General features: G+C 60.8%; 13 protein-coding genes. 11 read left to right on the top strand and 2 right to left on the bottom strand.

Features of this window, described 5'->3' with window-relative positions; translation table 11 throughout:
• From C9413_RS32765 to C9413_RS19080, 10 genes are all read left to right on the top strand, one after another.
• Positions 1–192: hypothetical protein (locus C9413_RS32765; RefSeq protein WP_210263549.1), on the top strand; the 192-nt coding region annotated here is incomplete at its 5' end.
• Between the two features lie 112 nt (positions 193–304).
• Positions 305–2,671, top strand: a complete 2,367-nt coding sequence (locus C9413_RS19120) for a putative monovalent cation/H+ antiporter subunit A (RefSeq protein ID WP_170250763.1) — start codon at positions 305–307, stop codon at positions 2,669–2,671.
• Between the two features lie 388 nt (positions 2,672–3,059).
• Entirely contained in the window at positions 3,060–3,479 is a 420-nt protein-coding gene (locus C9413_RS19115) for a Na+/H+ antiporter subunit B (protein WP_039844324.1), read from the top strand.
• The gene (locus C9413_RS19110) at positions 3,479–3,856 is read left to right on the top strand and encodes a Na+/H+ antiporter subunit C (RefSeq protein WP_039844325.1); all 378 of its coding nucleotides are present in this window, start codon (positions 3,479–3,481) and stop codon (positions 3,854–3,856) included. The genes C9413_RS19115 and C9413_RS19110 overlap by 1 nt, the downstream gene beginning before the upstream one ends.
• A gap of 286 nt (positions 3,857–4,142) precedes the next feature.
• Complete coding sequence (locus C9413_RS19105) at positions 4,143–5,693, top strand: Na+/H+ antiporter subunit D (protein WP_039844327.1); 1,551 nt, start codon at positions 4,143–4,145, stop codon at positions 5,691–5,693.
• Positions 5,690–6,163, top strand: a complete 474-nt coding sequence (locus C9413_RS19100) for a Na+/H+ antiporter subunit E (RefSeq protein WP_039844328.1) — start codon at positions 5,690–5,692, stop codon at positions 6,161–6,163. Before C9413_RS19105 ends, C9413_RS19100 begins: the two co-directional genes overlap by 4 nt.
• Positions 6,160–6,519: a cation:proton antiporter gene (locus C9413_RS19095; protein ID WP_039844329.1), complete on the top strand. Its 360-nt coding sequence runs from the start codon at positions 6,160–6,162 to the stop codon at positions 6,517–6,519. The genes C9413_RS19100 and C9413_RS19095 overlap by 4 nt, the downstream gene beginning before the upstream one ends.
• Complete coding sequence (gene mnhG, locus C9413_RS19090; RefSeq protein ID WP_170250762.1) at positions 6,519–6,848, top strand: monovalent cation/H(+) antiporter subunit G; 330 nt, start codon at positions 6,519–6,521, stop codon at positions 6,846–6,848. Before C9413_RS19095 ends, mnhG begins: the two co-directional genes overlap by 1 nt.
• Before the next feature lie 432 nt (positions 6,849–7,280).
• Entirely contained in the window at positions 7,281–7,712 is a 432-nt protein-coding gene (locus tag C9413_RS19085; RefSeq protein ID WP_022714520.1) for a MucR family transcriptional regulator, read from the top strand.
• Between the two features lie 245 nt (positions 7,713–7,957).
• A complete protein-coding gene (locus C9413_RS19080) occupies positions 7,958–8,902 on the top strand; it encodes an ornithine cyclodeaminase family protein (RefSeq protein WP_039844330.1) in 945 nt (314 codons plus the stop codon).
• Here C9413_RS19080 and C9413_RS19075 read toward each other — a convergent pair.
• Positions 8,800–9,501, bottom strand: coding sequence for an isochorismatase family cysteine hydrolase (locus C9413_RS19075; RefSeq protein ID WP_223843976.1), 702 nt, complete (start codon positions 9,499–9,501; stop codon positions 8,800–8,802). The genes C9413_RS19080 and C9413_RS19075 overlap by 103 nt on opposite strands.
• Positions 9,502–9,553: 52 nt before the next feature.
• Positions 9,554–10,447 carry an NAD(P)/FAD-dependent oxidoreductase gene (locus tag C9413_RS19070; RefSeq protein WP_039844331.1) on the bottom strand — a complete coding sequence of 298 codons (894 nt, stop codon included), beginning with the start codon at positions 10,445–10,447 and terminating at the stop codon, positions 9,554–9,556.
• Positions 10,448–10,616: 169 nt separating this feature from the next.
• Here C9413_RS19070 and C9413_RS19065 point away from each other — a divergent pair, with 169 nt between their 5' ends.
• Entirely contained in the window at positions 10,617–11,075 is a 459-nt protein-coding gene (locus C9413_RS19065; RefSeq protein ID WP_039844332.1) for an Rrf2 family transcriptional regulator, read from the top strand.
• Positions 11,076–11,484 lie beyond the last annotated feature (409 nt).

The following is an 11,484-nucleotide window of genomic DNA, read 5'->3' as shown; positions in this document are numbered from 1 at the left end:
GTTCTACCGTGGGCCTATTGCCTTGTGGCTGTGCTCTTTCTGACGATGACTTTGCTGGAAGGCTGGGCCAACCACGATGGTTGGACGTTGGCCCGCCTCGCAGGCGCGGTGGCATGCATTCTCTGGCCGCTGACGGTAGTTGTCCTGCTGTTTCACATGTTTGCGTCTGCCGCTACGCTCCGCCAGGCCTGATCGGTCCTGCCTCCGATCATTCATCCAAACCTTCTCCGAAAATGCTTGAGGGCGCTTGCCGATTACCCTAAGTTCGCGCCAACGCATCACTTTCTGGCAATGAGGAGGGGACATGGCCGGTGTCACTGGTCTGACATTTTTGGCCTTGTGCCTGCCGCTTCTCGGCGCCTTGCTTTCCCCTTTCGTCATTCGCCGGCTCGGCGCAAGCGGCGCCTGGCTGCTGGCTGCCGTGCCGTTCCTGTCGTTCCTGCACTTCCTCCGCTTCATATCAGGCGTCGCCCGTGGCGAGGTGGTGACCGGCGGATATTCCTGGGTGCCGAGCTACAATCTGAGCTTCTCTTGGTTTCTCGACGGCCTGTCGCTCACCTTTGCGCTGCTGATTACCGGCATCGGCACGCTGATCGTGCTTTATGCCGGCGGCTACCTGAAGGGGCATCCGCAGCAGGGGCGCTTCTTCTCCTTTATCTTCCTGTTCATGGGTGCGATGCTCGGCGTCGTCGTCTCGGACAGTTTCCTGATGTTCTTCATCTTTTGGGAGCTGACCTCGATCACCTCCTTCCTGCTGATCGGCTTCGACCATGAGCGGGAGGCGGCACGACGGGCGGCACTTCAAGCACTGGTGGTGACCGGCGGTGGCGGGCTTTGCCTGCTGGCCGGCCTGCTCTTTCTCTGGAACATCACCGGCGTCACGCAGATGTCGCTGCTTTCGCCCTTCGGCGATGTCGTCCGCGGCAGCCCGTTTTATCTGGCAACGCTCGGTCTCGTGCTGTGCGGCGCCTTTACCAAATCGGCGCAGTTTCCATTTCACTTCTGGCTGCCGAACGCCATGGAGGCGCCGACGCCGGTATCGGCCTACCTGCATTCCGCAACCATGGTTAAGGCCGGCGTATATCTCCTGATGCGGCTGAACCCGGTGATGGGCGGCACACCGGCCTGGGAAATCCTGCTGCCGTTCTTCGGCGGCATGACCCTGGTTGCCGGTTCGGCGCTCGCCATTGCCCATGCCGACCTGAAGCTGAAGCTCGCCTATACGACGGTTTCTTCGCTCGGCCTTCTCGTCCTGCTAACCGGTTTCGGTTCGGAATACGCAATCGAAGCCGCGGTGCTTTACCTGGTGGCGCACTCGCTCTTCAAGGGTGCACTCTTCATGATAGCAGGCGTCCTCGACCACGAGACGGGCACCCGCGATATCACGAAGCTCGGCGGTTTGCTGAGCGCCATGCCGCTGACCTTTGCAATTGCGATGCTCGCCGCGATCTCGATGGGCGGCCTTCCGCCCTTCTTCGGCTTCCTCGCCAAGGAGGAGATCTACGCTGCGCTCGCCGGCGGCAACCTGCGCTCGCTGGTCTTCACCGCGGTCGCGATCTTCGGCAATGCGCTGATGTTTGCAATTGCCTTTTCGGTCGGCCTGAAACCCTTCGTCGGTCAGGCGGCCGAAACCCCGAAACATCCCAACGAGGCGCCCGTCCTGCTCTGGCTCGGTCCCGGCATTCTGGCAGCGCTGGGCCTTGCTCTCGCGCTCTTTTCCGGCATCACGCATCACTACATATCGTCTCCGATGGCTTCGGCCGTTCAGGGCGATGCGATCGACGTTGCGATCTCGCCGATGCCGCATCTGGGCCTTCCGCTCGCGCTTTCGGTATTGACCGTCATCCTTGGCGTTGCGGTCTATTGGAAGATTGAGCTGGCCCGGGCGCTGATGGTGTCGTTCTTGCAGGCGGCAGGGCCGGGGCCGGACCGCGGCTTCGATAGCTTTATCGCCGGGCTCGTCCGCCTTGCCTGGCGCGTCACCCGCATCGTCCAGCCGGGACGGCTGGAAATCTACGTGACCTGCACCTTTGTCTGCCTCGCCTTGATACTCCTCGTGCCGCCGCTGCTTTACGGCGAACTGCCGTCGTTTCCCGTCTGGCCGCGCGGCGTCCAGCTCCATGAATGGGCGATCTTCCTGCTCGCCGTGATCGGCCTTGCGGCAGTGCTTTGCGCCCGCGACCGGCTGACGGCAATCATCTCGCTTGGCATCCAGGGCTTTTCCGTGGCGTTGATCTTCCTGCTCTTCGGGGCGCCCGATCTTTCCTTCACGCAGTTCATGGTCGAGACGCTGTCCGTCGTCATCCTGGCGCTCGTCATGACGAGGCTTCGCCTCTCGCCGACCGACCCGCGTCCGCTGCTTCAGCGGCTTGGCGACGGCTCGATCGCGCTTGCCTGCGGCCTCGGCTTTGCGCTGCTTCTGATGCGGGCGACGGAGGGGCCGTTCAATGCGGCGCTGACGGATTTCTTCAACACCTATTCGAAAACCATTGCCCACGGCGCCAATGTCGTGAACGTCATCATCGTCGATTTCCGCGGCACCGACACCCTCGGCGAGATCGCCGTTGTCGCCATCACCGGCCTCGCCATCATCGCACTGATCCGCATGCGGGCAGGGGGAGAGCGGAAGCTGGTCGCGCCTGATCCGGACCGAGGGGAGGGGGCGGAGTGAAAGGCGTTTGTTTCCATCTCGGAGGTTTAAAGTCCGGCAGGTTTGGAGCGCCAGGTGATGTTGTCTGGAGACGACATTGCCTCAACCGCCATCATTGCCGTGCCCGTCACAGGAACCATGCAAAAGGCGGTTCATTCACGGCGCAGGCGCGCCGAGGCCTCGATCCTGCGACGAGCACAGGAATGAGGGGATCTTGGGATGAGCGCTGTTGGCAAAGCGCACGCATTCAGCGGGATTCAGATCGCCAGGGTGGCGCACGAGGAGGTGGTGCTTCGAGAATGAGGGCGGGTGATGAGGTAGGGTTGTCCTTGCGTGCCCCATCGACTGACTTGATGGGCAAAGAAGGTAGCCTCGTCCGACGATTGCCGCCAAGCGGAGCACCCACCCGATGAACACTCTCATCTTCCGCACCATCGCCCCCTTCCTCGTCGCACTCATGCTGCTCTTTTCGGTTTTCATCCTGCTGCGCGGCCACAACGAGCCGGGCGGGGGCTTCATCGGCGGGCTTATCGCCGCTTCGGCACTGGCGATCTACGGCATCGCGGCCGGCGTGCCGGCTGTGCGCCGGGCAATCCTCTTTCATCCGCTGTCGATCGCCGGTGCCGGGCTGATGATGTCGGCGGTCGCCGGCCTGGTCTCGATTGCCGCAGCCGTGCCTTTCATGACCGGCCTTTGGGTCTATCCTTCAATCCTTGGCGTCGAGGTGCCGCTCTCGACGGTCATGCTCTTCGATATCGGCGTCTATTTCGTTGTCGTCGGCGCGATCACCGCCATTGCGCTAGCCCTTGAGGAAAGGGAGGTGGAGTGATGGAGCCGCTTTTTGCGATCCTCGTCGGCCTGTTCTTTTCTGCCGCCATCTACCTGCTGCTGTCGAAATTCTCGATCCGCATCATGCTCGGTATCGCGATCCTTGGAAACGCCGTGAACCTCCTGCTCTTTACCGCCGGGCGCCTGACGCGCGAGGTGCCGCCGATCATTCCGGCGGGCCTCGACGCGCTGCCCGCCGGTGCAGCCAACCCGCTGCCGCAAGCCCTCATCCTGACGGCGATCGTGATCTCCTTCTCTTTCCTCGCCTTCCTGCTGGTGCTGACCTACCGGGCCTATCAGGACATCGGCACGGACAACACCGACGAGATGCGCGTCGCCGAGCCCGACGATCCGCCGCTTCCGCCAGTGGGGTATTGAGATGAGGATGGTGCGGATGATACCCCCCCTCCGTCCTGCCGGCCATCGCCCCCACAGGGAGGGAGATCGGCTGGTGGCGCTGGCTTTTTCCATTGGGGCTGCCGCGGGTTCAGCCTTCTTGCCGGCGGGCAGAAGCGGCCCGGAAGGAGCGGATGAGGGGGTAGACCTGGCATATGGTATCCGTCGCTTGCGCTCCCGACGCTTGCGGCCTGCGCCGTTCACCTTCCTCGTCGCCTTGCTCCGCGCGGCACTAATCCTTGCCGGAGAGAAGGGGAGGAAGCTTTAAATGGCCGCCCCCATCGGCACCGACCTTTCCGCCGCGTTCCTCACCGCACCCGTTCCCCCAAGCAATTGGCTGGTGATCTTGCCGGTTGTGCATTGCATCGTGCTCGGCGCGCTGATGCTGATGCTTCGCGCCCATGTCCGCCTGCATGCGTTGATCGCCGTCCTCGGCCTGGCGGCCTTGGTGCTGGTCGACGCGGTGTTGTTGAAACGGGTGATCGACGATGGCCCAGTCACGATGGTGATGGGGCGCTGGTTGCCGCCTTTCGGCATTGCCTTCACCGTCGACCTCTTCGGCGCGCTGATGGCGCTTGCAGCCGCGATCGCGGCGCTTGTGAGCAGCCTCTATGCTCTCACCGACATCGACGCGGGCGGGCGGCGCTTCGGCTTCTTCCCGTTCCTGATGCTCCTGATGGCAGGCGTGTCCGGGGTGTTTCTCACCGGCGACATTTTTAACCTCTATGTCTGGTTCGAGGTGTTGCTGATCTCGTCCTTCGGCCTGCTGATCCTTGGATCCGAGCGCGAGCAGATCGACGGTGCCATGAAATATGCGGTGCTGAACCTGATCGGCACGACGCTCTTTCTGATTGCGGTCGGCTACCTCTACGCGATCTTCGGCACGCTCAACATGGCCGACATCGCCCTGAAGGCCGCGGGCCTGCGCGATACCGCGCCGCTGATGACGTTGGCTGCCCTCTTCCTTTTTGCCTTCGCCATGAAGGCCGCCGCTTTCCCGGTAAACTTCTGGCTGCCGGCCTCCTATCATACGCCGCGCATCGTCGTCTCCGCGCTCTTTGCCGGTCTGCTCACCAAGGTCGGCATCTACGCGTTGATCCGGGTGGTGGTGATGCTGCTGCCGGTGGAGCGCGAGGCGCTGAGCCTGATGATCGCGCTTGTCGGCGCCGCAACCGTCCTCATGGGCGCACTCGGCGCGCTGGCGCAAACCGATATCCGCCGCATGCTCGGCTACGTCGTCATTTCCGGCATCGGCAACATGCTTGCCGGTATCGCGATCGGCACGCCGGGTGGCGTCAGCGGCTCGGTCTTTTACGCGCTGCATTCCGTCATGCTGATGATGGCGCTCTACCTCTTGGCGGGGCAGGCGGCCCGCCTCGGGGGCAGCTTCCAGCTCAGCGCGCTTGGCGGGCTCTATCGCGAGTGCGGCTGGTTTGCCGCCGTCTCGCTCATCCTCTTCCTCGCCGCCTGCGGCCTGCCGCCGTTTTCCGGCTTCTGGCCGAAGGTCATCCTCGTCAAGGCAGCGCTCGATATCGGCGCATGGTGGCTTGCCGCCGCCCTTTTGGCCGGCGGGTTCCTGACGACCATCTGTTTCGGCCGCGTCTTCCTGCTCGCCTACTGGCGCCCGGCGCCGGCGCCTGTCGAGGCGGTCGCGATCGGCTGGCAATCGGCGCTGCCGCTTCTGGCGCTGACCGCACTCGTCACCGGTTTCGGCATCGCGCCGGAGCCGTTGCTGTCGCTGGTGCAGGCGGCCGCCGGAAGCCTCGCCGATCCGGGCGCCTACATCCATTCTGTCTTCCCGGAAGGAGCGGCGCAATGATCGCCTTCCTCGTCAATCTGCTGCTTGCCATTGCCTGGGTTGCCGTTTCCGGCAGCGCCTCGCTGCACAATCTTGTTTTCGGCTTCGTTCTCGGGGCCGTCGCTTTGGCGATCGTGCGCGAGCCTTTCGGCAGCAAGGGCTATCTTCACCGCACGCGCCTTGTCCTGTCACTCGCGCTGCTTTTCTTGAAGGAACTGGCGCTTTCGGCTTGGACCGTCGCGCGGACGGTGCTGCGGCCGAGGATGGAGATCCGGCCCGGCATCTTTGCCTTTCCGCTGACCGTCGATCGTGATCTCGAGATCACGCTGCTTGCCAATCTCATCACGCTGACGCCCGGCACGCTCTCAGTCGATGTTTCGGAGGACCGCAGGACGCTTTATGTCCACGCGCTCGACTGCGCCGACCCGGAAGCGACGAAGCGCGCCATTGCGAGCGGCTTCGAACGCAAGATCATGGAGGCTTTCCGATGATTGCGCCGTTTACGCTTGTTTCGGCCGCCGCCGCGGTCACGCTTGCGATCCTCGGGATCGCCTTCGTGCTCACCGCCTATCGCGTGATCATCGGACCGACGCTGCCGGACCGCATTCTCGCTCTGGATACGCTGACCGGCATTGCCATCGGCTTCATCGCGGTGATCGCCGTCAAGACGCGCTTTGCGCTTTACATCGATATCGCGATCGCACTGAGCCTCGTCGGCTTTCTCGCGACGGTTGCCTTCGCCCGCTTCGTCCTGTCGCGCCGTGGCCCCGGAGCCAGGCCGCCGCCGGCCAGGCAAGAACAGGCAGCGGCGCCGGCGCCGGGCGATACGGAAGGGAAGGCACGATAATGGAACACGTTATCGCCGCGGCAACCGCCCTCACGATGCTTGCCGGTGCGTTTTTCGCGCTCTCGGCGGCGATCGGCGTCGTCCGGTTGCCGGACCTTTACTCGCGTATGCATGCAGCCTCCAAGGCGGGTTCCGTCGGCTCCGGCTTGCTGCTGCTTGCCGCCGGCCTTTATTCCGGCGAACTTGCGATTTTCGCGCGCGCTGCCGCAGGCGTCGTCTTTCTGCTGCTGACTGCCCCGGTCGCAGCGCACCTTTTGGCCAAGGCGGCGCATGAAACGGGGCATAAATTGTGGGAACTCTCGGTTCGCGACGACATGGAGGGCCGATGAGAGTATAATTTTCAGCGATTTAGCTCGTTTTACGCAAGTTATGCACGCGATTGTGAACTAAAGCCGCAGCCTTGCTTGCGAAATCTTAGTGTTTTGAACTTTTTAAGTAGAAAAACCGCAAATAAGAATTGGACTTTCGGTAAAACAGTGATAATTGAAGTGTAAGTAGAGTTCTGATTTCGAATTAGAATCGTTTCGCCTATTCCATCTCTAGCTTTGATTTCGAATGTCTAATGAAGGCTATGGTCGAAGAGTGCGGCGATTGTGATTCGTATTCGGGCAGTATTAGAACAGGTTTCGGTCTCAAGAATCTAGGGGTGGATTCGCGTTTTTAGGACATGATGCCGCTGTCTGGGCCTTTTACTGTTTGCCTCTACGAAGGCGATCCTCCGAAAGAGGGTCATCCACGCATGCGAACAGGAGATACACAATATGACGGATACCGCGACCGGCAACGGGCCGGAATTGCTGGTAGAACTGACGGCCGATATCGTAGCGGCTTATGTCAGCAATCATGTGGTCCCGGTCAGTGACCTGGCCAATTTGATTTCCGACGTGCATTCCGCACTGAGCAACACGTCTGCACCGCAACCCGCCGCAGCCACCATCGAAAAGCAGAAGCCCGCCGTTTCGGTACGCAAGTCAGTACAGGATGATCAGATCACCTGCCTGGAATGCGGCGGCAACTTCAAATCTCTCAAGCGCCATCTGATGACCCATCACAGTCTCTCGCCGGAAGAATACCGCGAGAAGTGGGATCTTCCCGCCGATTATCCGATGGTCGCTCCCGCCTATGCCGAGGCGCGCTCGCGCCTCGCCAAGGAAATGGGCCTCGGCCAGCGCCGCAAACGCGGCCGCGGCTGAACCTTGCACGTTCCTAAGCGCGAAAGCCGGGCCCCAAGCCCGGCTTTTTCTTTGCGCGGACTTGGAGGAAAATAATCCCAGTATATTCAGCCCATGGCGAAAAAGGCGAATTGAATAAAAAAGAGTTGCACCTGGTGCTTTTCCGGTCGTCCGGATCGAATCTGGCGCCTGCGGCAAAATCCCCGTTGACCTCAATCTAAGTTGAGACGCGAACATGACGCAGTCTGTCAGCCAAGGAGGCGCCGATGGCCATCGTTTTAAGTGACGACGATCTGGACCGAAGCACGACTATGCCGATCGCCATCAAGGCGATCGAGGAAGCAATGGCAGCGCGATCAGCAGGGGTATTGATCTCGCCGCCCAGGCATAACGTGGTCTTTGGCGGCAAAGGCGACCTTGTCTTCACCATCGGCGGGACGATCGGCGAGGGTTCCATTGCGGGCTTCAGGGTTTATGAAACATTCAACGGGCCGCGTCACGAACAGGTCGTCGCGGTCTGGTCGACTGAAACGGCAGAGCTTCAAGGCCTTGTCGTCGGCAGCCGCTTGGGAAATATCCGAACCGGCGCGATTGGCGGCATTGCCATTCGTCACATGTCATCGCCTAGCGTCAGGACTGTAGGCGTCATTGGAAGCGGGCAACAGGCGCGGACACAGTTGGAGGCCGCGGCACTTGTCCGCAGGCTGGATCATGTCCGAGTCTATAGCCGCCACGAACAGAACCGTTGCACATTCTCAGCGGAGATGGAGCAGCGCTTAGGTATCCCCGTGGAGCCCGTGGATTCGCCCCGGCGCGCTGTAAGCGAGGCCGATATCGTCATTTGTGCAACGACCAGCCGAACACCGGTGATGGAGGCGGCTTGGCTGAAGCCCGGAGTTCACATCAACACTCTCGGTCCGAAGACCGTGGACGAGCATGAGTTGGGCTTCGATATCGCCGCGGCCGCCCATCTTATCGCGACCGACTCTCTGGAGCAGACAGACGCTTACAAGGCTCCATTCTTCCTGCGTGGGTCGCCCGATGCTGTGCGCTTGGTGGATTTGGCAGCGATCGTCAGCGGCAGGCTGCCTGTTCGCCAGGCGCACGATCAAACGACGTTGTTTTGCTCGGCGGGCCTTGCAGGCACCGAAGTCCTGGTGGCATCGAAGCTGCTTGCGGCTTCCGGCGGCGGCAAGGCTCCTGCGGCCTGAAGTGGGCGGAGAGCCTGGATTATCTCGGGAACAGTAGCCAACTTGGCAATCTTTCCATTCATGTAATCGAGCGAGACCCTTCCATGCTCGGCATCATAGGAATCGATGCATTCCTCCGCCAACACCACGCGAAGGTCGCGTTGGTAAGCGTCGATAGCGGCCATGCGAATACAAGCGTGCGTGTTGATGCCGCACAATACCAGCTCGGCCACGCCCATCGCCGATAGAATGTCTTCAAGTTCGGTCCGGTAAAAGGCACTATAGCGTTTCTTTACGATGGTCGTGTCGCTTGGCTGGCAATTGAGGCCAGCATGAAGATGGGCGCCTGAAGTTCCCTCGATCGCGATCTTCAGGTTCTTGTCGCGCATCTCGAGAAAGGCGTCGCTAAGGTCAGGCCGAAATTCCGGCCGCACCCATATGACGGGCAACGCGGCCTGTCTAAAGGCCACAGCCAGCTTGTTGGTTTCACCGATCAGCCGAGCTGCTTTATCTGCGCTCCAACGGTCGAGGTAGTCATTGATTAGGTCGATGATAACAAGGGCGCGTTTGGTCATTAAGCGATTAAACGTCACAACAGTTGCAGTGTTGTGACGCCACACGGCATGCCGGTTTGGAACGTTTCTTGTTCATGCCGCGGACATCAAAATGCGCTCAATCATTCCCGAACATCAGCGACTGATGCGCCGCCGTTCCGGCCAGCGCCCCATCACCAACGGCGAGAGCAACGGAGCCTGCGGCCCTTGCTGCATCGCCGCAGGCGAAGATGCCCTTCGCGGTCGTCTGCTTTACGGCATCCGTCCTGATGAACTGGCCGAGCGGCCCCTCTTCCATCACGCAGCCCAGTTGCTCGGCCCAAGGGATTTGCACTGAAGTCCGCGTCAAGGTGAACAAACCGTCCATTGCGACAATCCTGCCATCGTCCAGCCAGACATCCGCACGGTCTCCTGCGATCTTGCGCACTGGTGTCGTCTCGACCTTGACTGCGCGCGCACGCAATTGCGCTACCTGATCGGCATTCGGGACGACGATACCGTTAGTGAAAAAAGTCGTCTCGCCCCAGTCAGGAAGCATTAGGGCATGATGCATGGAATGCTCCCCGGATGCGATGACGCCGATCCGCCCCTGGTTCAGTTCGTAACCATGGCAATAGGGGCAATGGAAGACAGATTTTCCCCATCGTTCCTGCAGGCCTGGAATTTCGGGCAGTCGATCGGCAACCCCTGCTGCCAGGATCAGACGCCTGCCTTCCTTCATAGGTTTGCCATCGATTTCGATGGCAAATCCATTGCTTGTCCTCTCTGCGGCTTGTGCCTTGGCATTCAGCCAGTGGACAGTCGGATAGCGTTCGAGCTGGTGGCGGGCCTCGGATACGATGAGGCCGGGTTCACGGCCATCCTGCCCCAGAAAACCGTGCGAGACAGCGGCAAAGCGATTGCGGCGCTCACCGGCATCGATCACCAGGATCTTCCGTCTGGCACGGGCGAGCGGCAGCGCCGCTGAAATGCCTGCAAAGCTGCCGCCGATGATGATGACGTCGAAATGCATAAATAACCTCTCACGGTCGATCCGGTTCATCGCCCGGCGGGACGGCCGAACGTTGCGTCATGGAACTTGTTAAGTTACGTGAAATGGTTTGTCAATAATCATGCAACTAATATTGTTGCATGATTATGCATCTGTTACATCTGTGAACCGCAAACGAGTGAACCAGGCCATGAGACACGACACCCGCTTATCCCGCATGCTGCATGTGCTTGTTCACATGGATCGCCACGAAGGCGCCGCAACATCCGAAACCATTGCAGCGATGCTGGGCACCAATGCCGTTGTCGTGCGCCGAACCATGGCCGGCCTGCGAAATCAGGGGTATGTCCGGTCCGAGAAGGGGCACGGCGGCGGCTGGGTCCTGGCACGCCCTTTGGAGGAGATCACCCTGCTCGACATCCACAACGCCTTGGGCGCGCCGCAACTCTTCTCGATCGGACTGGCGGGCGACAATCCGAACTGCGTCATCGAACAGGCCGTCAACGCCTCGCTTGCCGGGGCGATGCATGAGGCGCAAGCCATCTTGCTGGCGAAGTTTGGCAAGGTCACATTGGCCGCCCTTGCCGAAGAATCCTCCAAGCGATGGGCAAAACCTGCGCACTGCTCTTTAGCAATGGAGCATTCCTAGAATTGCCCTTTTAAGGCTATTTTCTGGACCAAAGATGTTTCCGCCCTCAAGGTCGCTCGAAGGCCGGCGGGACACTCGCGCCAAAGAATGCGGCAATAAACAAGGCCGGGCGAAATCGCACGGCATCGCCTTTTCACACCAGTGCAACGACATCCGTGGTCAATTGTCTGAAGCGACTGAGGGCATCGCGCAGCGGTCCGTTCAGACGCCGCGAACCGCCTCACGATATATAAGGGAATGCGAAAGATATCGTTTGCTTTGTATTGCCTGAAAGCGCACTGTCCGGCCTCCAGCAGCCATTTTCACGGGCGCTGCTGTCTGAGGGCGGTCATGCCCTAGCCCCGACCGAAAGGAGGACTGCATGTCTTCCGAAGTCACCATGAAATATCTGAACAGCGGGGACCTTGGC

This window comes from Rhizobium sp. SEMIA 4085 (assembly GCF_013004495.1).
GTDB lineage: Bacteria > Pseudomonadota > Alphaproteobacteria > Rhizobiales > Rhizobiaceae > Rhizobium > Rhizobium gallicum.
This window is presented reverse-complemented; position numbering and strand designations above follow the sequence as displayed.